Consider the following 22,419-nt stretch of genomic DNA (forward strand, 5'->3'; position numbering starts at 1 on the left):
GGAGAACCGGGGCCTTTGGCATCGGCTAGCTGACTGCCTTGAGCGCGTTCACCAGGCCCTTGCCGAAGAACGCGTTGTCCTTGGCCGCGCCGGTGCACCGGGCGTCACCAGCCGGGCAGGACAGCTCGTCCGCCTGGTGCCCCAGCAGCCAGGTCAGCGCCTGCGGCGGCGCGCCCCGGTACTTCGAGGCCAGCAGCGCGGCCACGCCGGCCGCGTGCGGCGAGGCCATCGAGGTGCCGCAGGCGGTGCCGTAGCGGCCACCCGGCAGCGTGGACAGCGGGCAGCCCGAGCCCTCACCGGCGGGTGGCGGCTGCGCGCCGTCGCCACCCGGCGCGGTCACGTCCACCACGCCCTTGCCGTAGCTGGAGTAGCCGGAGAGCTTCTTCGCGTACCCGGTGGCCGAAACCCCGACCACCCCGGCGAACTCGGCCGGCGCCTCGTCGCAGTTCTCGTTCACCGGGTGCGGCTTGGCCGGGTCCTTGGTGGTGTTGGCCAGGTCGACCGCGCTGTTGCCGACCGCGGCCACGTGCAGCGAGCCCTTGCGCACCGAGTACGCGATCGCGCGCCGGACCGCCTCGTGCCCGACCTTCTCGCCCGCCACGTCCTTGCACCAGAACATCCACGGGTCCATGAACCAGCTGCTGTTGGTGACCTCGAAGCCCTTGGCGCCCGCCCACATGAACCCGCACACCGCGGACTCCGGGTAGATCATGCCGTCGTCGTTGACCACCTTCACCGAGGCCAGCCGCACACCGGGCGCGACGCCGGTGATGCCCTGTCCGTCCTTGGCCGCGGCGATGGTGCCCGCCACGTGCGTGCCGTGCGAGGAGTTGCTCGGCATCCAGGCGGGCTTGTCCTGGTCCGCGCGGCCGGTGGTGCAGCCCGCGGAGAGCGCGGGGTCGACCGCGGCCTTCAGGTCGGGGTGGTCGGCGTCCACGCCGGAGTCGAGCACGCCGACCACGACTCGCCGGGAACCGGGGTTGATCTTGTTGGCCTCGTCGGCCTTGATCTGGCGCATGTCCCAGGACCGCGGCGAGAGGTCCTCGGCCGCACCGCGGGCGCTGACCTCCGCGGTGGTCTCCACCATCCGGGAGCGCGCGGCGATGCTCTTGGCGGCCTTCTCGGCGCTGTAGGCGCGTTCCAGGGTGAACCGGGACTCGAAGCTCGGGTCGGCCGAGGTGGCCACCGCGACGCCGATCTCCCGGTAGTAGGCGTCCGTGCTGCCGCACTTCCGGGTGATCTCCCTGGTCGCCGCCCACTCCGGCGTGCCAGGGGTGAACAGCACGACATGCCGGTAGCTGGTGCCGCTGGGGTCACAGGGCGCTCCGGCCGGATCGGCGGCGGCCGGGGTCGCCCCCAGCGCGCCGCCGATCAAGGCCGTCGCCGCCAATGCGGTGGTCCATCGACGTGTAGCCGACACACTGCCTCCCCAACTAGGTGACTCTTCCGGAGAAGGAACCTAGAAGGCGGAGACCGACCGGCGCAGCGGCCGGATGGCTCAGCGGACCGCGCGCAGCGCGTTGACCTGCCCGGACCCGAAGAACGAGTTGTTCAAGCGGGAGCCGGTGCAGCGCTCGTCACCGCTTGGGCAGGGCTTCGGGTCGGCCTCGGCGGCCAGCAGGAACCGCAGGTGGTCCGCGGACCGCCAGGGCAGCCTGGAGGCGATCAGCGCGGCCACGCCCGCCGCGTGCGGGGAGGCCATCGAGGTGCCGCACATCGACCCGTACTGACCACCGGGCACCGTGGAGAGCGGGCAGCCGGGGCCCTGGCCGGGCGGCGGCTCGGGGGAGAAGTCACCGCCGGGCGCGCTCACCGTGATCGCCTCGCGGCCGTAGTCGCTGAAGCTGGACAGCGAGCCGTCGTAGCCGGTGGCGGACACCGACACCACACCGGGCAGGCCACCGGGCAGCAGCTTGCACTTGCGGTCCACCGGGTGCTCGGCGGCCGGGTCGGAAGTCGGGTTGGTCAGGTCCAGCGCGAAGTTGCCCGCGGCCGCGACGGTGAGCACCTGCGCGCGGTGCGCGTAGGCGACCGCGCGGCGGATGGCCTCGAAGCCGACCTGCTCGCCCGGCTTGTCCTGGCACCAGAAGAAGAACGGGTCGGCGAACCAGCTGTTGTTGGTCAGGGTGAACTTCTTCGCCGCCGACCACATGAACCCGCAGACCGCGGACTCCGGGTAGATCATGCCCTCGTCGTTGATCACCCGGACCGAGGCGAGCCGCACGCCGGGCGCGACGCCGGTGATGCCCTTGCCGTCGTCAGCGGCGGCGATGGTGCCCGCGACGTGCGTACCGTGCGCGGAGCCCAGCGGCGACCAGGCCCCGACCTCGTTGACCGGCTTGCCGGTCTCACAGCCCGCGGACAGCTTCGGGTCCAGCGCCTTGACCAGGTCGGGGTGCTTCGGGTCGACGCCGGAGTCGAGCACGCCGACCACCACGGCCCGCGAGCCGGGGTTGACCTTGTTGGCCTGGTCGGCCTTGATCGCGCGCATGTCCCAGGACTGCGCGGACAAGTCCTCATCAGCGGCAACGGTGGAGCGCAGGGTCTCCAGCTTCTCGACCCGGCTGCGACCGAGACCGCCCAGCGCGTCCTTGGCCTTCTTCGCGCTGTAGGCCTTGTCCAGGCCGACCCGCCGGTCGAAGGACGGGTCCGCCGAGGTGGCCACCGCCACGCCGATCTCCGGGTAGTAGTGGTCGAGGGTCCCGCAGTTGCCGGTGATCTCCCGCCGCACCTTGGCTTCCCTGGTGTGCGGCCTGCCCACCACCACGTACTGGTACGACGTGCCGGTGGTGGCGCACGGCGTTCCGGCCGGCGCGGCTCCCGCGGCCGGTGCGGCGGCCAGCAGCACCGCCCCGGTCGTCACGGCCAGCGTCGCCGCCCCCAGGCGGCCGAGCTTCGACATCCGAACCTCCTCGCGAGCGTGGAAAAACGGGCACAGTTGATCACGGTGCACCCTGCTTTCCCAGAGCCGCGCGGAAACTCGAGCCGTTCGGGGGTCAGTCCCGGACCGCGGCGAGCGCGTCGACCATGCCGTGGCCGTAGAAGCCGTTGTAGCCGGCGTAGCCGTTGCAGGTGGCGTCCTGCGCGCCGTCGGAGTTCAGGTCGTAGTCGGCTGGGCAGGCCAGCGAGACCGCCTGCTGGCCGAGCAGCCTGGTCAGCTGAGCCGGGGTCGCCGAGCGGTAGCGGGAGGCCAGCAGCGCGGCCACCCCAGTCACGTGCGGGGTCGCCATCGAGGTGCCGCACAGGTAGCCGTAACCGCCGTGCGGGACCGTGGACAACACGCAGCCGTTCTCCGCGCCCTGCGGGGTCTGCCGGTGGTCACCGCCGGGCGCGGTGAGTTGCGCCACACCCAGGCCGTAGGAGCTGTAGCTGGCCTTGACCGACTCCGCGCCGACCGAGGACACCGCGACCACGCCGCGTAACTCGGCGGGCAGCGCCTCGCACCGGTTGTCCACCCGGCCGCCGGGCAGCCCGAGCTTGGCCGCGGTCGCACCGGGGTTGGCCAGGTCCACCGCGTCGTTGCCGACCGCGGCCACCGCGAGCACGCCCCGGCCGACCGAGTAGCGCACCGCACGGCTGACCGCCTCGTGCACGACCCGCTGACCAGTGCGGTCCCGGCAGGTCAGCACCCACGGGTCGACCAGGAAGCTGTTGTTGACCACCCGCATGCCCTTGGCCGCAGCCCACATGAAACCGCAGACCACCGACTCCGGGTAGACGTAGCCGTCGTCCTCGACGACCTTCACCGAGGCCAGCCGCACCCCGGGCGCGACACCGGTGATGCCCTTGCCGTCCTTGGCCGCGGCGATGGTCCCGGCCACGTGCGTGCCGTGCGGGGACTCGGTGGGCAGCCAGGCGGAACGCCGCTGGTCAGCCCGGCCGGTGAGACAGCTCGCGGAGGCGGCCGGGTCGACCGCGCCCGCCAAGTCGGGGTGCTCGGCGTCGATGCCGGAGTCGAGCACGCCGACCAGCACGTCCTTGCTGCCCAGCGCGATCTGGTTGGCCTTGTCCGCGCGGATCGCGGCCATGTCCCACTGCTCGTCGGCGCGGTCCGCGCCGGCCGGGCGCCGGTCAGGGGCCAGTGCCAGCCGGGGGCCTGCCGGGCCGCGGGCCGGCGACTTCTTGCGCGCGGCCCTGATCTGCGCCTCCGCGCTCACCGCGCGGTCGGCGCCGATCCGGCTGACGAAGTCCGGATCGGCCGCGGTGGCCACCGCGACCCCGATCTCCGGGTAGTAGGCGATCGTGCTGCCGCAATGCGTCTTGACCTGGGCGTCCGCCTCGGCGGGCGCGGTGCCCGCGTCGAAGAGCACCAGGTAGCGCAGCGTCAGCCCAGTCCGGCAGGGCGCGGCCGACTCACCGGCCCGCTCCGGCGCCTCGGGGGTGGCGCCAGCGGGCACGGTGACCAGCCCGGCCCCGGTCAGCGCGGCCAGCAGGGACACGCTCAACCGGACACGTAGGGGCAGAGGCACGGGGGGACCTCCGTCATCGTGTTCGTCGTCTCGGCAATTGGGGCTTCTCGGGGGTGCCCACTTACCGATTCCGCCCGGACGGTAGCCATGGTGGACCGGCCAGACAAGCGTGTCGACCGGCTTGGGCCGGTAGCCTCTTCGACCAGTCAGACCGCAACAGCCCGCCCGAGGAGCAGACCTGTCCACTCAGCACCAGCCCAACCCCTCCGCGTCCGCGGTGCAGAAGCTGCGCCTGCGCTACGCCAAACGGGGCAGGCTGCGTTTCACCTCACACCGTGACGTCGCTCGCGCCTTCGAGCGCGCGCTCCGGCGGGCCGGGGTGCCGATGGCCTACTCGCAGGGCTTCAGCCCGCACCCGAAGGTCTCCTGGATCGGCGCCGCGCCGACCGGGGTGGCCAGCGAGGCGGAGTACGTGGAGATCCAGGTGGTGCAGCGGGTCGACCCGGAGGTGCTGCGCGCCGAGCTGGACGCGGCGCTGCCGCCCGGACTGGACGTGCTGGAGGCCGTCGAAGCTGGTCCGGGCACTTTGCCGGAGCGGATCGAGGCCAGCCGGTGGCGGATCGAGCTGGCCGGGGTGGACCCGGCCGAGCTGGCGAAGGCGGCCGAGGAACTGCTGGCCAGGGACGTGGTCGAGGTCGAACGGCTGACCAAGGACGGCCGCCGGATGATCGACGCCAGGGCCGCGGTGGTCGATCTTCGAGTGGATTCGGAAGTTGAGACGACAACCACCCATGTGGGTGATGGGCCGCAACCCGGCCTTCGGTGTGGGATACTCACAGCGGTCGTACGGCAGACAACACCTACCGTCCGGCCGGATGACGTGCTGAGCGCGCTGCGCGTCGTCGCCGACCTCGTGTCACCGGTACCCGCGAAAGCGAGCCGACTGGCCCAAGGACGGCTTGACGACCGCGGTGACCTCACTGATCCGCTCGCCCCTGACCGGGAGGCAACCCCGCCGGTGCTCGACGCACCGCGGTAGGTCAGTGGAAGACGGCGCAGAACGTCGTCAAATGACCTGACCGCCTGGCGCCCGGACACACGTGCGGGGACACAGGGGGTTGTGGAGGATTCCTGCCGGGCTGCCCAAGCGGCGCGGCGGTGACTGAACAGAAAGGCCCCTGCGCGGCCGCGTCCGAGTTGGACGCGCCCGGGGGCGGAGGAGCTGCATGTCGAACATGGAAAGCCCTGCCGGCCACACCGGCGGGGATAGCACCGCATCCGGGGAACTGGCAGGTCTGCCCCCCAAGCTGCGGGTACACGCGCTGGCCAAGTTGCTCGGCGCCAGCTCTCGGGACGTCATGGCGACGCTCGAGCAGCTCGGCGAGACCGTGCGCAGTGCCCAGTCCAGCATCAGCAGGGACGTGGCCGAACGGGTCGCCGAAGCGCTGCTGCCCGACGAAGACCAGGTCGACCTCGACGACACGACGCTGGACGCGCCGGTCGCCGAGGCCGAGCCGGAGCCGGTAGCGGCCCCGCTCGCCCCGGTCTTCGCCGCGCCGCAGCCGCTGTTCATGGCCCCGACCCAGCCCGCTCCCGCGCCTGCCCGCAAGCGGGCGCCGGAGCCGGTGGCCGCGCCCGCTGAGGAGCCTGAGGCCGAGGACGAGGACCAGCACGACGAGCACGCCGGTGGCGACGCCGACGACGACGAGGCGGGCAACCGCCGTCGCCGTCGCCGTGGCCGCAGGGGCCGTGGTCGTGGCCGTGGCGCCGCCGAGGACGGCGAGGACGAGGACGGGCTGGAGGAGAACGAGCAGCCCGCCGCGTCGGCCGAGGAGCCGGTGGCCGAGGACGACGACGAGGACGACGAGGCCGGGGGCACCCGCCGCCGTCGCCGTCGCCGTCGCCGCAAGGCCGGTGGCGAGGACGAGCCCTCGCCGCGCGCCGACGACCCGCCGAACACCGTGGTGCACGTCCGCGAGGTGCGGGAGAACCGCCAGGACGCCCCGCCCGGACCGCTGTCCTCCGACGACGAGGTGCGCAGCGTCAAGGGCTCGACCCGGCTGGAGGCCAAGCGGCAGCGCCGCAGGGACGGCCGGGAGGCCGGTCGCCGCCGCGCGCCGATCCTGTCCGAGGCCGAGTTCCTCGCCCGCCGCGAGGCGGTGGACCGCAAGATGGTGGTCCGCGAGCGCGAGGACCGGATCCAGATCGCGGTGCTGGAGGACGGGGTGCTCGTCGAGCACTTCGTGACCTCCTCCGGCAGCGGCTCGCTGGTCGGCAACGTCTACCTCGGCCGGGTGCAGAACGTGCTGCCCAGCATGGAGGCCGCCTTCGTCGACATCGGCAAGGGCCGCAACGCGGTGCTCTACGCCGGTGAGGTCGACTGGGACGCCGCCGGGCTGGAGGGCAAGGCGCGCAAGATCGAGCAGGCGCTCTCCACCGGCGACAGCGTGCTGGTGCAGGTCACCAAGGACCCGGTCGGGCACAAGGGCGCCCGGCTGACCACCCAGATCAGCCTGCCGGGCCGCTTCCTGGTCTACGTGCCGGGCGGCGGGGCCACCGGCATCAGCCGCAAGCTCCCCGACACCGAGCGCAAGCGCCTCAAGGACATCCTCAAGCGGATCGTGCCCGAGGACGCCGGTGTGATCATCCGGACCGCCTCGGAGGGCATCAGCGAGGACGCCCTCGGCCGTGACGTCGGCAGGCTGCGTGCGCAGTGGGAGATCATCAAGGAGAAGGCGGACGTGCCCAAGGCGCAGGCCCCCCAGCTGCTCTACGAGGAGCCGGACCTGCTGATCAAGGTCATCCGCGACCTGTTCACCGAGGACTTCTCCGCGCTGATCGTGCAGGGCGCCCAGGCGGGCGAGGTGATCGAGAACTACGTGCAGCACGTGGCTCCCGACCTGGCCTCCCGGCTGCGCAAGCACGTGGGTGCCAACGACGTGTTCACCGAGCACCGGATCACCGAGCAGATCACCAAGGCGCTGGACCGCAAGGTCTGGCTGCCCTCCGGCGGTTACCTGGTCATCGACCGCACCGAGGCGATGACCGTGATCGACGTGAACACCGGCAAGTTCACCGGGTCGGGCGGCAACCTCGAGGAGACGGTGACCCGCAACAACCTGGAGGCGGCCGAGGAGATCGTCCGCCAGCTCCGGCTGCGGGACGTGGGCGGCATCATCGTGGTCGACTTCATCGACATGGTGCTGGAGTCCAACCGCGACCTGGTGCTGCGCAGGCTCACCGAGTGCCTCGGGCGGGACCGCACCCGGCACCAGGTGGCCGAGGTCACCTCGCTCGGCCTGGTGCAGATGACCCGCAAGCGGGTCGGCACCGGGCTGCTGGAGGCCTTCAGCGCCACCTGTGAGCACTGCCGTGGGCGTGGCCTGGTGGTCTCCACCGAGCCGCTGCACTCGCACGGCGGCGGCAACGGCGGGGCCAAGAACGGCAACGGCAAGAGCGGTAACGGCAACGGCAACGGGAATGGCAACGGGGCCGCGGCTGGTGCGCCCAGCGGGGGCTCCGGCTCGGGGTCCGGCGCAGGCGCTGGTTCCGGCAAGGAAGGCCGCCGGTCCCGGCAGCGCAACCGCGGCGGTGGGCAGGACCAGCCCGCGGCCGAGGTCGCCGCCGAGACGCACATCGAGACCGCGCCGGTGACCACGCCGCAGGCCGAGACCGAGCGCACCGCGCCCGCCAAGAGCGAGGCGGAGCGGCCGGAGCAGGCCAAGGCCGAGCCGGCCAAGAAGGAGTCCGCCAAGCGGCGGGAGTCCAAGCGCGAAGCCGCCAAGGCCGAGCAGCCCGCCCCGGCGGCCGAGCAGGCCCCTGAGCAGCCCGCGGTGGCCGCCCAGGAGCCCGCGGGCGCAGCGCTCAACGGTCACGGCGGTCAGCACGAGGAGCAGCGGGAGCCGGTGACGGTCCCCGCGACCGCCAAGCGGCGCCAGCCCCGGCGAGCCGTCCGACGGGCCGCGGGCCCGCCCGTGACCGGCATCAAAGAGGGCTGAGCCACCCCGGTTTGACCCGATTGACGGCGGGGCCGTAACCTGATGTACGGCCCGCCGTCAGGCGGGCTGAATCATGGCCTTCGGTCATGAAGCGCAGCCCGCCCAGGAGCATCACCCAGGGCGTAAGGCGCGCCCGATCAGTCAGGATTGGGACCTGTGGGTCCGGGTGCTGACTGCGAGGAAACACCGACACCGAGTAGCAGGAGACTTCCGGACCTATGTACGCGATTGTCAAGACCGGCGGCAAGCAGTACAAGGTGGCTGTCGGCGACGTCGTCGAGGTCGAGAAGCTGACCGGCGAGCCGGGCGCTGAGGTCTCGTTCCCCGCGCTGCTCGTCGTGGACGGCAACGACGTCATCACCGACGCGAACGCCCTGGGCAAGATCGCCGTGACCGGCAAGGTCGTGGAGCACTCCAAGGGCCCCAAGATCCGCATTCACAAGTTCAAGAACAAGACCGGATACCACAAGCGCCAGGGTCACCGCCAGCGGCTGACCAAGGTCGAGGTCACCGGCATCGCGAAGTAAGGGATCTGACTAGCCATGGCACATAAAAAGGGCGCATCCAGCTCCCGTAACGGCCGCGACTCGAACCCCCAGTACCTGGGCGTGAAGCGTTTCGGTGGCCAGGTCGTCAAGGCCGGGGAGATCCTCATCCGTCAGCGCGGCACCAAGTTCCACCCGGGTGTGGACGTTGGCCGCGGCAAGGACGACACGCTGTTCGCGCTGTCCGCCGGTGCGGTCAAGTTCGGCATCAAGCGTGGTCGCAAGACCGTGAACATCGTCCCGGTCGAGGCCTGAGGCTTCGTCTCGAGACACAGCACGACCTTGGCGAGGGGCGCGGCCGGAGGAATATCCGGCCCGCCCCTCGCGTCGTGTACAGGCAGTACAGGAAAGTTGGAGGAGCAGTGTCTCGGTTCGTCGACCGCGTGGTGATCAACGCGGCGGCCGGTGACGGCGGCAACGGGTGCGCCTCGGTGCACCGGGAGAAGTTCAAGCCGCTCGGCGGACCGGACGGTGGCAACGGCGGCCGTGGCGGCGATGTCGTGCTGGTCGTGGACGGCAACGTGCACACGCTGCTGGACTTCCACTTCCGGCCCAACGCCCGCGCGGGCAACGGCAAGTTCGGCAAGGGGTCGCACCAGGACGGCGCGGCAGGCGCCGACCTGGAGCTGCACGTGCCGGACGGCACCGTGGTGATGACCGAGGACGGCGAGGTGGTCGCGGACCTGGTCGGCGAGGGCACCCGGCTGATCGCGGCCCAGGGTGGCCGCGGCGGGCTGGGCAACGCCGCGCTGGCCAACCGGGCCCGCAAGGCGCCGGGCTTCGCGCTGCTGGGCGAGCCGGGCGAGACCCGCAGCCTGGTGCTGGAGCTCAAGTCGGTGGCCGACGCCGGCCTGGTCGGCTTCCCGTCAGCCGGCAAGTCCTCGCTGATCGCGGTGCTGTCCGCGGCCCGGCCCAAGATCGCTGACTACCCGTTCACCACGCTGGTGCCCAACCTGGGTGTGGTCACCGCGGGCGAGACCGTCTACACCGTGGCCGACGTGCCCGGCCTGATCCCCGGCGCGAGCGAGGGCCGGGGCCTCGGCCTGGACTTCCTGCGGCACATCGAACGCTGCGCGGTGCTGGTGCACGTGGTGGACTGTGCCACCTTCGAGCCCGGCCGCGACCCGGTGTCCGATGTGGACGCGCTGGAGAACGAGCTGGCCCGCTACACCCCGTCGCTGGGCACCAAGCTCGAGGACCGGCCCCGGATCGTGGTGCTGAACAAGATCGACGTGCCGGACGCCAGGGAGCTGGCCGAGATGGTCACCGCCGAGTTCGAGGCGCGCGGCCTGAAGGTGTTCCCGGTCTCCACCGCCACCCGCGAGGGCCTGCGCGAGCTGAGCTTCGCGCTGGCCGCCGAGGTGCAGGCCTACCGGGCCGCCCAGCCCAAGCAGGAAGCCACCCGGATCGTGCTGCGTCCCCGGGCGGTGGACGAGAAGGACTTCACCGTGGTCGCGGACCCGGAGCGGGAGGGCGGCTTCATCATCCGCGGCGAGCGGCCGGAGCGCTGGGTGCGGCAGACCAACTTCGACAACAACGAGGCCATCGGCTACCTCGCCGACCGGCTCAACCGGCTGGGTGTCGAGGAGGCCATCGCCAAGCTGGGCGCGGTGCCGGGCTGCCCGGTCACCATCGGCGACATGACCTTCGACTGGGAGCCCTCCACCCCGGCAGGCGTGGCCGCGATGGGGCCGACCAGCGGCCGTGGCACGGACACCCGGCTGGAGCCCAGCGACCGGATCGGCGCGGCCGAGCGCAAGCACGCCAAGCGGGTCCGGCGCGGGCTGGTCGACGTCGAGGACTTCGGCGACGAGGAAGCTGACGACAAGGAGTGAGAACTCCGGTGGCAACGCAGTCGCAGGCGCGGAGCCAGATCGCGGCCGCCCGGCGGATCGTGGTCAAGGTGGGCTCGTCCTCCCTGACCACGGCCGAGGGCGGGCTGGATCCGGCGCGGCTGGACGCCCTGGTGGAGGCGCTGGCCACCCGGCAGCGGGCGGGCAGCCAGGTGGTGCTGGTCTCCTCCGGCGCCATCGCGGCCGGGCTGGCCCCGCTGCAGCTGCGGCGGCGGCCGAGGGACCTGGCCAGCCAGCAGGCCGCGGCCAGCGTCGGCCAGCTCCAGCTCGCGCACGCCTACACCGCCTCCTTCGCCCGCTTCGGGCTGGTGGTCGGACAGGTGCTGCTCACCGCGGACGACGTGGTGCGGCGCGCGCACTACCGCAACGCGCAGCGCACCTTCGACCGGCTGCTCGCGCTGGGCGCGGTGCCGGTGGTGAATGAGAACGACACGGTGGCCACCGACGAGATCCGCTTCGGTGACAACGACCGGCTGGCCGCGCTGGTGGCGCACCTGGTCGGCGCGGACGCGCTCGTTTTACTGTCCGATGTGGACGGTTTGTATGACAGGAACCCCCAGCAGCCAGGGGCTCAGCTGATCCGCGAGATCGCCGGATCGTCCGATGTGGACGGTGTCGACGTGACCGCGGCCGGTTCGGGCCTGGGCACCGGGGGCATGGCCTCCAAGCTCGCCGCGGCCCGGCTGGCCTCGGCCGCCGGCATCCCGGTGCTGCTGACCGCGGCCGCCGACGCGGCGCGCGCGCTCGGTCCGGCCGAGGTGGGCACCGCCTTCGCGGTCACCGGACCCCGCCTGTCCGCCCGCCGGTTCTGGCTCGGCCACGCCGCGGGCGCGGCGGGCAGGCTGCACCTGGACGACGGCGCGGTGGCCGCGGTGGTCGGCCGCCGCCGTTCGCTGCTGGCGGCCGGGATCACCGGCGTGGACGGCGACTTCGAGGCCGGGGACGTGGTCGAGCTGCTGGACCTGCGCGGTCACGTGGTGGCCAGGGGCGTGGCCGGGTTCGACGCGGCTGAGCTGCCCGCGCTGATCGGCCGGTCCAGCCACGAGCTGCCAGCCGAGCAGCGGCGCGAGGTCGTGCACGCCGATGACCTGGTGCCGTTCTAACCCTGGATGTGGCGCACGATCCTGGTCAGCTGCTCGGCGTAGCGGGCGGTGAACTCCGGTGAGTCCGGGTCCTCGCCGCTGATCATCTTGGCCACCCTGGGCAGGGTGAGGCTGGCGCTGGCGGCCGCCATCAAGGCCAGCAGCAGGCAGTCCGGGTCGATGTCGGCCGGAATCTCGCCCTCGTCCTGGCGGCGGCGCATTTCGGCGACCCTGGCCTGGAAGAACTCACGCTGGTTCGGATCGTCCGGGAAGTCCTCGGACAGGTTCTCCCACACCATGATCCGGCCGTAGTCGCGGTTCTGGCCGCTGTGCCGGACAAACCCGGCGACCACCTCGGTCAGTGGCAGGCCGGGGGCGGCCAGTGGCCTGCTCTCGGTGTCCCAGCTCCGGTTGACCTCCAGGTAGAGGCCCTCCTTGCCGCCGAAGTAGTAGGAGATCAGCTGCTTGTTCACCCCGGCGCGGGCGGCGATCTCGCTGACCCTGGCGGCGGCGTAGCCCTTGGCGGAGAACTCGGTGATGGCCGCGGCCACGATCTTGGCCTTGGTGCGCTCGGCGTCGCGCTGCCGCTCGCCCGCCGCGGGGGAGCGGCGTGACCTGCGCTGGGGCTCCTGCGGATCTGCCACCCGGCCACGGTAACCGATCACTCCGCTCCGACTAATCAGCCAGTCGTTTGACTTAATCATCCAACTGGTTGATTATCGGTGACACCGAGAGATCGACGAGTGGGGAGATGGTCATGGCGTTTCGAGTCGCGGTGGTCGGCGGCGGGACCGGTGGGTTGTGCCTGGCCCAGGGCCTGCACCGGGCTGGGGTGGAGGTGGCGGTGTACGAGCGCTCGCCCTCGCGCACCGAACGGTTGCAGGGCTACCGGGTGCACATCCACCCGGAGGGCGCGCGGGCGCTGTACGGCTGCCTGCCGCCGGAGATCTGGCAGGCCTTCCTGGACACCGCGGGCCGCGACGGCGGCGGGTTCGGGTTCCTCACCGAGAACATGGAACCGTTGCTGCTACTGGACGGCCCGGCCACACCGCCCGCCCCGCAGGACGCGCACCACTCGGCCAGCCGGATCACCCTGCACCAGGTGCTCTCCGCCGGACTGGACGGGATCGTCCGGCACGGCAAGGTGTTCGAGCGCTACCAGCGCGCGCCGGATGGCGAGGTCACCTGCCACTTCGCCGACGGCAGCACCGCCACCGCCGACCTGCTGGTGGGCGCGGATGGCGGCAACTCCAAGGTGCGCCGCCAGTTCCTGCCGCACGCGCGACGGGTGGACACCGGCGTGCGCGGCATCGTGGGCAAGCTGCCACTGACCCCGGCGAACCGGGCCTGGCTGCCCGAGCTCCTGCTCGCCGGGCCCAAGCTGGTCACCGCGACCAGGGACCACGGCATGTTCCTGGCCCCGCACGAGCTCGACGGCGACCGGGTCACCGGCATCGGCGGCAACGACGAGACCTACGCGGTGGACGCGGCGCTGTTCGACAACACCAGCAGCTACCTGATGTGGGCCTTGGCCACCAAGGAGTCCGGGCTGGCCGAACTGGATCCCGCCGGGCTGCGCGCGCGGGCGGGCGAGCTGATCGGCGACTGGCACCCGCTGCTGCGGCGGCTGGTCGCCGAGACCGACCTGGCGGTGGTGTCCCTGCTGCCGATCCGCACCTCAGTGCCGGTGGATCCCTGGCCTGCCACCAACATCACCCTGATCGGCGACGCCATCCACAGCATGACGCCCTTCCGCGGCATCGGCGCCAACATCGCGCTGCGCGACGCCAACGTGCTGTGCCACAACCTGATCGCCGCGCACCGCGGTGAGCGCGGCCTGCTCGACGCGGTGGGCGACTACGAGCACCAGATGCGCGACTACGGCTTCCAGGCCGTGCGCGACTCACTGCGCGCGGCCGGCCAGTTCGTCTCCGCCAACCGGTTCGGCCGCCTCATGTTCCGCACCGTGCTGCGCACCGCGGCCGCGGTGCCGCCGCTGAAGCGCCGGTTCCGGTGATCAGCTAGTGCTGGCCAGCGCGAACGGCAGCACTCCCTTCGCGCCCGCGCGGCGGATCAGCCTGGCCGCCACCGCCATGGTCCAGCCGGAGTCGGTGAAGTCGTCAACCAGCAGCACCGGACCGTCCACAGTGGACAGATTTGCGACCAGGTCGTCGGGCAGCCGCAGCGCCGCGGTGAGCCCGGCCACCCGGTGCGCGCTGTTCGCGCCGGATCGGCGCACCCCGGCGTCCACCGCGACCCGGCCCAGGAACGGCAGCCTGCCGATCGCGGCCAGTCGCTTGGTCAGGCTGGCCACCAGCTGCGGACGGGTGCGGGACTCGATCGCGACCACCCCGACCGGGCGGGCCGACCAGTGGTTCTTCCAGTCGGCGAGCACCGTGACGCAGGCGTTGAACACCTCGTCGCTGACCGGCTCGTCCGGCGCGCCGGCGGCGAACATCCCGCGCAGCCGGTTGCCCCAGCCGATGTCGGTGAGCCTGCCCAGCGCCCGCCCGGTCTCGGCGGACTCCTCGCCCGCGATCCGGCCGCTCAGCTCGATGCCCATGGCCGACATGCCGGTCGGCCACTGCTTGCGCGGGGCCAGCTCGATCCCCGGCCGCCGCAGCCGCGCGCCGGCCTCGGCCACCGCCTCCGCGGGCACCTCGACGGACCAGTTCTGGCCGGTGCAGTTGTCGCAGCGCCCGCACGGCGCGGCCTGCGGATCGTCCAGCTGGCGGAGCAGGAACTCCATCCGGCAGCCGGTGGTCGACTGGTAGTCCAGCATCGCCTGCTGCTCGGCCTCGCGGGCCTTGGCCACCCTGGCGTACCGGTCGGCCTCGTAGCGCCACTCCTGCCCGGTGGCCTCCCAGCCGCCGCGCACCCGGCGCACCGCGCCGTCCACGTCGAGCACCTTGAGCACCACCTCGAGCCTGCTGCGGCTCAGCTCCACCCTGGGCTCCAGCGCCGCGGTGGACAGCGTGCCGCCCGCGGACTGCAGGGTGTCCAGCAGCTGGCGCACCAGGGCTTCCGGCGGGAAGGCCATCGAGGCGAAGTAGTTCCAGATGTCCCGGTCCTCCGCCCCGGGCAACAGGATCACCTCGGCCCGCCGCACCCCACGACCGGCGCGGCCGATCTGCTGGTAGTAGGCGATCGGCGACTGCGGCGCGCCCAGGTGCACCACGAAGCCGAGGTCCGGCTTGTCGAAACCCATGCCCAGCGCGGAGGTCGCGACCAGCGCCTTGACCTTGTTGCCCAGCAGGTCCTCCTCGGCCTGCTGCCGCTCGGCCGGGTCGGTCTGGCCGGAGTAGGCGGCCACGGTGTGCCCGTGCTCGCGCAGGAAGGCCGACACCTCGGTGGCCGCGGCCACGGTGAGCGTGTAGACGATGCCGGAGCCGGGCAGCTCATGCAGGGTCTTGGCCAGCCAGGCCAGCCGCTGCGCCGCGTTCGGCTGCCGGACCACGGACAGCCGCAGGCTCTCCCGGTCCAGCGGCCCGCGCAGCACCAGGGCTTGCTGGTCGCCGAGGCCGAGCTGCTCGGCCACGTCGTGCACCACCCGGTCGTTGGCGGTGGCGGTGGTGGCCAGCACCGGGATGTCCTCGGGCAGCTCGCCGATGAGCGTGCGCAGCCTGCGGTAGTCCGGGCGGAAGTCGTGGCCCCAGTCGGAGATGCAGTGCGCCTCGTCCACCACCAGCAAGCCGGTGTCCTGCACCAGTTCTGGCAACACGGAGTCACGGAAGTCGGGATTGTTCAGCCGTTCGGGGCTCACCAGCAGTACGTCGACCTCGCCCATGGCGACGGCCTCCTGCACCGTGTTCCACTCCTGCGCGTTGGCCGAGTTGATGGTGGCCGCCTGCACCCCGGCCCGCGCGGCCGCGGCGACCTGGTTGCGCATCAGGGCCAGCAGCGGCGAGACGATCACCGTCGGGCCCTCGCCCAGCTCGCGCAGCAGCGCGGTGGCCACGAAGTACACCGCCGACTTGCCCCAGCCGGTGCGCTGCACCACCAGCGTGCGCCTGCGGTCGACCACCAGCGCGCGGATCGCCGCCCACTGGTCCTCGCGCAGCCGGGCCTCCGGGCCCGCCAGTGCTCTCAGGCGTTCCTCGGCCAGTTCGCGCAAGACCTGTTCGTCCACACCCCCACCCTGCCGCATGCCCCCGACAGCGGCGCGGCGGCCCCGCGAACTCAGTTGATGCCGCCCCGTAGGCTTGACCGGTGAGCAGCAGCACCGAGCAGGAAGCCGTCCCCGCCATCGATGAGCTGCGCGAGCAGGTGCTCGGCGCCGCCCGCAGGGCCAGAGTCGCCGCAGGCGAGCTCGCGGTGGCCACCCGCGCGGTCAAGGACGCCGTCCTGCACGCCATGGCCGAGGCGCTGACCACCCGCGTTGAGGAGGTGCTCACCGCCAACGCCGCCGACCTGGAAGCGGGCAAGGCGGCGGGCCTGACCCAGTCGCTGCTGGACCGGCTCGCGCTCAACCCGGCCCGGATCGAGGGCATCGCGGACGGGCTGCGCACGGTCGCCGGGCTGCCGGACCCGGTCGGCGAGGTGCTGCGCGGCGGGGTGCTGGCCAACGGCCTGGAGACCAGGCAGGTGCGGGTGCCGCTGGGCGTGCTGGGCATGGTCTACGAGGCCCGCCCGAACGTCACCGTGGACGCCGCGGGGCTGGCCCTGAAGTCCGGCAACGCGGTGCTGCTGCGCGGATCCTCCACCGCCGAGCGCTCCAACACCGCGCTGGTCGCCATCCTGCGCGACGTGCTCGCCGAGCACGGCCTGCCCGCCGACGCGGTGCAGCTGCTGCCCTGCCACGACCGCGCCTCGGTGCGGCACCTGATCACCGCGCGCGGCCTGGTCGACGTGGTCATCCCGCGCGGTGGCGCCGGGCTGATCTCCGCCGTGGTCACCGAGGCCACCGTGCCCACCCTGGAGACCGGGGTCGGCAACTGCCACGTCTACCTCGACGCCGCCGCCGATGTGGACATGGCCACCCGGATCACCCTCAACGCCAAGACCCGCAGGGTCAGCGTGTGCAACGCCGCCGAGACGGTGCTGGTGCACAGCGCGATCGCGGACAAGGTGGTGCCGCAGCTGGCCCGCGAGCTGTCCTCGGCCGGGGTCACCCTGCACGCTGACGAGCGCTTCGCCGCGCTGGCCGGGGTCGCCACCGTGCCGGTGACCGAACAGGACTGGGACACCGAGTTCCTCAGCCTGGACATCGCGGCCAAGGTGGTCGACTCGCTGGCCGAGGCCATCGCGCACATCAACGAGCACGGGTCAGGGCACACCGAGGCCATCGTCACCGGCGACCTGCGCGCCGCCCGCGAGTTCACCGCGCGGGTGGACGCGGCCGCGGTGATGGTCAACGCCTCCACCGCCTTCACCGACGGCGCCGAGCTGGGCATGGGCGCGGAGATCGGCATCTCCACCCAGAAGCTGCACGCCCGCGGTCCGATGGGCCTGGCCGAGCTGACCTCCTCGAAGTGGCTGGTCTTCGGCGAAGGGCACGTGCGCGGCGTCTCCTGACCTACCGATCAGGTCGGAATGCACCTTTTTTCCAGCTCGGTCACTCAGAATGTCCGGGTGACCGAGCCTGCCAAGCCACGCCGCCGCGATGCCGCCGCCACCCGCGCCGCGCTGTTGACCGCGGGCGCCGAGCTGTTCGCCGAGCGCGGGTTCGAACGCACCACGGTCCGCGACATCGCCGCCCGCGCCGGGGCCAACCAGGCGCTGCTGTTCCGCTACTTCGGCTCCAAGGAGGACCTGTTCCGCGAGGTGGTCGCGGGCAGCTCGCAGGAGCTGCTGGCCGGTCCGGCCAAGGACATCCCGGTCCGGATGCTGCGCCAGCTGCTGGACAAGGAGGTCGACGCGGAGGCCCGCGCGTTCGCCGCGCTGCTGCGCTCGGCCGGGCACGACGAGGCCGCCGCGTTCCTGCGCCGGGAGGTCGGCGCGAAGTACCTGGCCGCGCTGACCGGGCTGACCGACGGCCCGGACGCCGAACTGCGCGCCGCGCTGGTGCTGTCCTGGCTGATGGGCATCGGGCTGGCCCGCTCGGTGCTCCAGTCGGAGCAGTTCGCCGACGCCGATCCCGCGGTGGTCGAGCGCTACGTGCGCCTCGGCGTGGCCGCGCTGCTGGAGAAGACCGCGGAGTGAGCCGCGCGCATACCACCTGAGTGAATTAGTGGACGGCCATTACCGAAATTCTGAAGCGTGGCTTTCCTTCGTTGACCGTTAAATCAGGCGGTCTCTAACTTCCAGTCATGGCACGGACTTACCCATTCGGGGAAACCGTTCGACTCGATCTTCATCCGATGTACGCCCGGCTCCAGGACGAGGAGCCGATGAGCCGGATCCGCCTGCCGTACGGCGGCCGGGACGGTCAGCCGGCCGAGGCGTGGCTGGCCACCCGGCACGCCGACGTGCGCCAGGTCCTCGGTGACCACCGGTTCAGCATGGCGCTGGCGATGGACCCGGCGACGCCGAGGGTCGAGCCGCTGCCACTGCGCCCCGGCCCGCTGCTGACCATGGACCCGCCGGAGCACACCAGGGTCCGGCGGCTGGTGGCCAAGGAATTCACCATGCGCCGGGTGGAAAAGCTCCGCCCGCACACCGAAAAACACGTCGCGCAGTTCCTGGACACGATGGTCGCGCACGGCAAACCCGCCGATCTGGTGCGGCAGTTGGCGCTGCCACTGCCGATTACCATGATCTGCGAGCTGCTCGGCGTCCCGTATGCCGAAAGGCACCGGTTCCGCAGCTTCTCCGACGTGCTCACCGCGACCACCGCGCACACCCCGGCGGAGATCAACCACGCCTGGGGCGAGCTGGAGGGCTACCTGGCCGAGCTGGTCGCCCAGCGCCGCGCCGACCCGACCGACGACCTGCTCGGCGCGCTGGTGCTGGCCCGCGACGAGGGCGACCGGCTCAGCGAACAGGAGCTGGTCCGGGTCGGGCTGAACCTGCTGATCGCCGGGCACGAGACCACCGCCAGCCAGATCGGCAACTTCAGCTACACCCTGCTGACCCAGCCCGAGCTGTACCAGCGGCTGGCCGCCGATCCGGCCCTGGTGCCGACCGCGGTGGAGGAGCTGCTGCGGGTCATCCCGCTGCGCTCGGCAGGCAGTTTTCCCCGGGTGGCCAAGGAGGACATCGAGGTCGGCGGGGTGCTGGTGCGCGCGGGCGAGGCGGTGCTGATCAACGTCGGCCAGGCCAACCGCGACCCGAGGGTGTTCGCGGATCCGGAGCTGCGGGACCTGGCCCGCGAGCACAACCCGCACCTGGCCTTCGGCCACGGCGTGCACCACTGCCTGGGTGCGCTGCTCGCTCGGCTGGAACTACAGCTCGTGCTCACCGCGTTGGTCAGCCGGTTCCCCGGCCTGCGCCTGGCGGTGCCCGCCGAGGAGATCCCGTGGAAGCCCGGACTGCTCGCCCGGCAGCCGCTGTCGCTGCCGGTGACCTGGTGAGGAGGGGGAGATGAGCGTCGAACCGAGGACCTGCCCCGCTTACCCGTTCGGGGAGGCGGTCAAGCTCGACCTGTACCCGGAATACGCTGTTCTGCAACGGGATGAGCCGGTGGCCAAGGTGCGCCTGCCCTACGGTGGCCGGGACGGCGAACCGGCGGACGCCTGGCTGGTGACCGGGTACGCCGAGGTGAAGCAGGTGCTGGTGGACCCGCGCTTCAGCGGGGACGCGGCCACCGCGCCGGAGACCCCTCGGGTCACGCCGTGGCCGCTGCGGCGCGGCATGATGCTGACCATGGACCCGCCGGAGCACACCCGGCTGCGGCGGCTGGTGGCCAAGGAGTTCACCATGCGGCGGGTGGACAAGCTCCGCCCGGACACCGAGCGGATCGTCACCGGGCTGTTCGACGACCTGGTCGCGCACGGCTCGCCGGCGGACTTCGTCGAGCACGTCGCACTGCCGCTGCCGATCACGGTGATCTCGCACCTGCTGGGCGTGCCCGCGCAGGACGAGCACCACTTCCGGGCCTTCACCGAGGTGATGGGCGCGACCACCAAGTACACCGCTGACCAGGTCAACCAGGCCCGCGACCAGCTGGAGGACTACCTGCGGGCGCTGATCGAGCGGCGGCGCACCGAGCCCACTGACGACCTGCTCGGCGCGCTGGTGCTGGCCCGCGACGAGGGCGACCGGCTCAGCGAGGAGGAGCTGGTCAGGGTCGGGGTGAACCTGCTGATCGCCGGGTACGAGACCACCGCCAGCCAGATCGCCAACTTCACCTACGTGCTGCTGCACCGGCCCGCGCTGTTCGCTCAGCTGCGGGATAACCCGGACCTGGTGCCCAGCGCGGTGGAGGAGCTGCTGCGGACCACACCGCTGCGCACCTCCGGCAGCTTCCCGAGGGTGGCCACCGAGGACGTGCGGATCGGCGAGGTGCTGGTGCGCGCGGGCGAGACGGTGCTGATCCAGCTCGCCGTGGCCAACCGCGACCCGAAGGTGTTCACCGACCCCGATGAGGTGCGGCTGGACCGCGAGCACAACCCGCACCTCGGCTTCGGCCACGGCGTGCACCACTGCCTCGGCGCGCTGCTGGCCAAGATGGAGCTGCGGCTGGTGCTGCGGCAGCTCGCGGAGCAGTTCCCGGACCTCCGGCTCGCCGTCCCGGCTGAAGCGATACCGTGGAAGGCGGGGCTGCTGGCACGCGGCCCGTTGTCCCTGCCGATCGCCTGGTGACGGGAGCATGTGGTGAGCAGTGAACGCTGGCGGGTCCAGGTGACCCACGACTGCATCGGGTCCGGGATGTGCGCGGGCGCGGCGCCCGAGTTCTTCAAGTTGATCGAGGGCTACGCCGAACCCGTGCACCCCGAGATCGACCCGGCCGAGGTGGTGACCGACGCGGCCGACCAGTGCCCGGCCGAGGCGATCCAGGTGACCGAGGTCGGCAGCGGCAAGGTCCTCGCGCCCGCCGACTGATCAGATCCGGACCAGCACCTGGTCCATCGATTTCCGTACCAGGTCGGGTACCTGCGCCTCGCGGGCCGGGTACCCGACCGGGATCACCGCGAACGCCTTCTCGTTGCGCGGCCGCCCCAGCACCTCGCCCAGGAAACGCATCGGGCTCGGCGTGTGGGTGAGCGCGGCCAGCCCGGACAGGTGCAACGCGGTCAGCAGCATGCCCACCGCGATGCCCACCGACTCGTCACCGTAGTAGTGCTTGTAGCTGGTGCCGTCCGCGCGCAGCCCGAACCGCTGCTGGAACACCACGATCAGGTAAGGCGCGTCGGTCAGGTGCGGCTTGACCGCGTCCGTGCCCAGCGGCCGCAGCGCGGCGAGCCACTCCTCGCCCAGCCTGCCGTCGTAGGAGACCTTCTCCTCCGCCTCCGCGGCCGCCCTGATGCGCGCCCGCACCTCGGGATCCTCGACCAGCACGAAGGTCCAGGGCTGCTGGTGCGCGCCGGAGGGCGCGGTGTTGGCCACCGCGATCGCGTTGAGCACCAGCTCCTCGGGCACCGGGTCCGGGGCGAAGCTGCGCACCGTGCGCCGCTCGTCCATCCGGTCCCGCAACTCGGTGGAGATCTTCAGCGCCTGCTCGGCCGGGATCCGCGCGGGGGAGTACGGAACCGGTTGGTAGGGCTGGCCGTGCAACGGGGTCCATGTCCTCATGGCGGACAGTATTGTCCCGGCCTTCGGACGTAAGCAGGGCCGAACGAGTGAACGCGAAACTTCTCGGCCAACCGCGTCACACGTCACCCGATCGAGCGTCTCCTTGCCGCGGGCTCCCACGGGGGAGCAGCCCGCGACCCGGCGGCCGGGACCCCCAGCCACCGCCGCCGGTCGCGCGGAGGGCCGCCGGTCGGGGAGAGCGACCGGCGGGCCTCCTGCGGGCGGCGCTGTGGCCCGGCTCTCCCGATCTGCCTTTTGTGACCAGTGCCAACTACGCTGACCTGTTATGTCCGGGCGTCGACTTGGCGTGATGGGCGGCACCTTCGATCCCGTGCACCACGGGCACCTGGTCGCCGCCAGTGAAGTGCAGGCCCGGTTCGACCTGGACGAAGTGATCTTCGTGCCGACCGGGCGGCCGTGGCAGAAGGAACATCACGTGGTGTCCTCGCCCGAGGACCGCTACCTGATGACGGTGATCGCCACCGCGTCCAACCCCCGGTTCTCGGTGAGCAGGGTCGACGTGGACCGCACCGGGCCCACCTACACCATCGACACCCTCTCCGACCTGCACCAACAGCATCCGAACGATCAGCTGTTCTTCATCACCGGCGCGGACGCGCTGGAGCAGATCCTCGGCTGGTGGCGGGCGGACGAGCTGTTCGAGCTGGCCCACTTCGTCGGGGTCACCCGGCCTGGTTACCAGCTCGACGACGACCACCTGCCGCGCGGCGCGGTCAGCTTGGTCGACGTGCCCGCGATGGCCATCTCCTCCACCGACTGCCGGGAGCGCGTGGCCAAGGGCATGCCGGTCTGGTACCTGGTGCCCGATGGTGTGGTGCAGTACATCTCGAAGCGGAACCTCTACCGCGACCCGGCGCCCTGACCGCCCGGTACCCTGAGTGACCTGTGCGGACCCCGAA

Annotated in this window: 19 protein-coding genes; 13 read left to right on the plus strand and 6 right to left on the minus strand. The window is 71.9% G+C overall.

The features are described from left to right. Positions 1-25: 25 nt before the first annotated feature. From ACWDY5_RS35835 to ACWDY5_RS35845, 3 genes are all read right to left on the minus strand, one after another. Entirely contained in the window at positions 26-1,420 is a 1,395-nt protein-coding gene (locus tag ACWDY5_RS35835; RefSeq protein ID WP_449726567.1) for a S8 family peptidase, read from the minus strand. Positions 1,421-1,498: 78 nt separating this feature from the next. Continuing rightward, positions 1,499-2,902, minus strand: coding sequence for a S8 family peptidase (locus ACWDY5_RS35840; RefSeq protein ID WP_449726568.1), 1,404 nt, complete (start codon positions 2,900-2,902; stop codon positions 1,499-1,501). Between the two features lie 94 nt (positions 2,903-2,996). Beyond that, a complete protein-coding gene (locus tag ACWDY5_RS35845; protein ID WP_449726587.1) occupies positions 2,997-4,439 on the minus strand; it encodes a S8 family peptidase in 1,443 nt (480 codons plus the stop codon). A gap of 247 nt (positions 4,440-4,686) precedes the next feature. On the opposite strand from ACWDY5_RS35845, the gene ACWDY5_RS35850 reads away from it, so the two are divergent. The 6 genes from ACWDY5_RS35850 (at position 4,687) to proB (ending at position 11,908) form a co-directional block, all read left to right on the plus strand. Then, complete coding sequence (locus ACWDY5_RS35850; protein ID WP_252486033.1) at positions 4,687-5,448, plus strand: TIGR03936 family radical SAM-associated protein; 762 nt, start codon at positions 4,687-4,689, stop codon at positions 5,446-5,448. Between the two features lie 187 nt (positions 5,449-5,635). Further along, positions 5,636-8,407: a translation initiation factor IF-2 N-terminal domain-containing protein gene (locus ACWDY5_RS35855; RefSeq protein ID WP_449726569.1), complete on the plus strand. Its 2,772-nt coding sequence runs from the start codon at positions 5,636-5,638 to the stop codon at positions 8,405-8,407. Between the two features lie 218 nt (positions 8,408-8,625). After that, entirely contained in the window at positions 8,626-8,934 is a 309-nt protein-coding gene (rplU, locus tag ACWDY5_RS35860) for a 50S ribosomal protein L21 (protein WP_185002164.1), read from the plus strand. Positions 8,935-8,949: 15 nt separating this feature from the next. Then, the gene (rpmA, locus tag ACWDY5_RS35865) at positions 8,950-9,207 is read left to right on the plus strand and encodes a 50S ribosomal protein L27 (protein ID WP_185002165.1); all 258 of its coding nucleotides are present in this window, start codon (positions 8,950-8,952) and stop codon (positions 9,205-9,207) included. A 107-nt stretch (positions 9,208-9,314) separates the two neighbouring features. Beyond that, the gene (gene obgE / locus ACWDY5_RS35870) at positions 9,315-10,787 is read left to right on the plus strand and encodes a GTPase ObgE (protein ID WP_449726570.1); all 1,473 of its coding nucleotides are present in this window, start codon (positions 9,315-9,317) and stop codon (positions 10,785-10,787) included. Between the two features lie 8 nt (positions 10,788-10,795). Next, entirely contained in the window at positions 10,796-11,908 is a 1,113-nt protein-coding gene (gene proB, locus ACWDY5_RS35875) for a glutamate 5-kinase (protein WP_449726571.1), read from the plus strand. Here the strand turns inward: proB and ACWDY5_RS35880 are convergent. Next, positions 11,905-12,531 (minus strand): TetR/AcrR family transcriptional regulator, encoded by a 627-nt coding sequence (locus ACWDY5_RS35880; RefSeq protein ID WP_449726572.1) that lies wholly within the window; start codon positions 12,529-12,531, stop codon positions 11,905-11,907. The two genes, proB and ACWDY5_RS35880, sit on opposite strands and share 4 nt — an antisense overlap. 113 nt (positions 12,532-12,644) lie before the next feature. Between ACWDY5_RS35880 and ACWDY5_RS35885 the strand changes: the two genes are divergently transcribed. Further along, complete coding sequence (locus ACWDY5_RS35885) at positions 12,645-13,904, plus strand: FAD-dependent oxidoreductase (RefSeq protein ID WP_449726573.1); 1,260 nt, start codon at positions 12,645-12,647, stop codon at positions 13,902-13,904. Here the strand turns inward: ACWDY5_RS35885 and ACWDY5_RS35890 are convergent, their stop codons facing one another. Next, positions 13,905-16,034, minus strand: coding sequence for a RecQ family ATP-dependent DNA helicase (locus ACWDY5_RS35890; RefSeq protein ID WP_449726574.1), 2,130 nt, complete (start codon positions 16,032-16,034; stop codon positions 13,905-13,907). It abuts the gene before it with no gap. 62 nt (positions 16,035-16,096) lie between these two features. Here ACWDY5_RS35890 and ACWDY5_RS35895 point away from each other — a divergent pair, with 62 nt between their 5' ends. The 5 genes from ACWDY5_RS35895 (at position 16,097) to ACWDY5_RS35915 (ending at position 20,809) form a co-directional block, all read left to right on the plus strand. Continuing rightward, positions 16,097-17,401, plus strand: a complete 1,305-nt coding sequence (locus ACWDY5_RS35895) for a glutamate-5-semialdehyde dehydrogenase (protein WP_449726575.1) — start codon at positions 16,097-16,099, stop codon at positions 17,399-17,401. A 57-nt stretch (positions 17,402-17,458) separates the two neighbouring features. Further along, the gene (locus ACWDY5_RS35900; RefSeq protein WP_449726576.1) at positions 17,459-18,028 is read left to right on the plus strand and encodes a TetR/AcrR family transcriptional regulator; all 570 of its coding nucleotides are present in this window, start codon (positions 17,459-17,461) and stop codon (positions 18,026-18,028) included. 158 nt (positions 18,029-18,186) lie between these two features. Beyond that, positions 18,187-19,338 carry a cytochrome P450 gene (locus ACWDY5_RS35905; RefSeq protein WP_449726577.1) on the plus strand — a complete coding sequence of 384 codons (1,152 nt, stop codon included), beginning with the start codon at positions 18,187-18,189 and terminating at the stop codon, positions 19,336-19,338. Between the two features lie 10 nt (positions 19,339-19,348). After that, positions 19,349-20,569: a cytochrome P450 gene (locus ACWDY5_RS35910; RefSeq protein ID WP_449726578.1), complete on the plus strand. Its 1,221-nt coding sequence runs from the start codon at positions 19,349-19,351 to the stop codon at positions 20,567-20,569. A 12-nt stretch (positions 20,570-20,581) separates the two neighbouring features. Further along, positions 20,582-20,809 carry a ferredoxin gene (locus ACWDY5_RS35915; RefSeq protein WP_449726579.1) on the plus strand — a complete coding sequence of 76 codons (228 nt, stop codon included), beginning with the start codon at positions 20,582-20,584 and terminating at the stop codon, positions 20,807-20,809. Here ACWDY5_RS35915 and ACWDY5_RS35920 read toward each other — a convergent pair whose 3' ends face one another. Further along, positions 20,810-21,499: a nitroreductase family protein gene (locus tag ACWDY5_RS35920; protein ID WP_449726580.1), complete on the minus strand. Its 690-nt coding sequence runs from the start codon at positions 21,497-21,499 to the stop codon at positions 20,810-20,812. It abuts the gene before it with no gap. 286 nt (positions 21,500-21,785) lie between these two features. Here ACWDY5_RS35920 and nadD point away from each other — a divergent pair, with 286 nt between their 5' ends. Then, on the plus strand, positions 21,786-22,382 hold the full coding sequence (gene nadD, locus ACWDY5_RS35925) for a nicotinate-nucleotide adenylyltransferase (protein WP_252486020.1): 597 nt from the start codon (positions 21,786-21,788) through the stop codon (positions 22,380-22,382). Positions 22,383-22,419 lie beyond the last annotated feature (37 nt).

This window comes from Crossiella sp. NPDC003009, assembly GCF_053591555.1.

Bases quoted from the DNA above. Each gene is read 5' to 3' on its own strand.
- nadD (WP_252486020.1), top strand. From the start codon at position 21,786: ATGTCCGGGCGTCGACTTGGCGTGATGGGCGGCACCTTCGATCCCGTG.
- rplU (WP_185002164.1), top strand. From the start codon at position 8,626: ATGTACGCGATTGTCAAGACCGGCGGCAAGCAGTACAAGGTGGCTGTC.
- ACWDY5_RS35890 (WP_449726574.1), bottom strand. From the start codon at position 16,034: ATGCGGCAGGGTGGGGGTGTGGACGAACAGGTCTTGCGCGAACTGGCC.
- ACWDY5_RS35840 (WP_449726568.1), bottom strand. From the start codon at position 2,902: ATGTCGAAGCTCGGCCGCCTGGGGGCGGCGACGCTGGCCGTGACGACC.
- ACWDY5_RS35905 (WP_449726577.1), top strand. From the start codon at position 18,187: ATGTACGCCCGGCTCCAGGACGAGGAGCCGATGAGCCGGATCCGCCTG.
- ACWDY5_RS35885 (WP_449726573.1), top strand. From the start codon at position 12,645: ATGGCGTTTCGAGTCGCGGTGGTCGGCGGCGGGACCGGTGGGTTGTGC.
- rpmA (WP_185002165.1), top strand. From the start codon at position 8,950: ATGGCACATAAAAAGGGCGCATCCAGCTCCCGTAACGGCCGCGACTCG.
- ACWDY5_RS35855 (WP_449726569.1), top strand. From the start codon at position 5,636: ATGTCGAACATGGAAAGCCCTGCCGGCCACACCGGCGGGGATAGCACC.
- ACWDY5_RS35910 (WP_449726578.1), top strand. From the start codon at position 19,349: ATGAGCGTCGAACCGAGGACCTGCCCCGCTTACCCGTTCGGGGAGGCG.
- ACWDY5_RS35920 (WP_449726580.1), bottom strand. From the start codon at position 21,499: ATGAGGACATGGACCCCGTTGCACGGCCAGCCCTACCAACCGGTTCCG.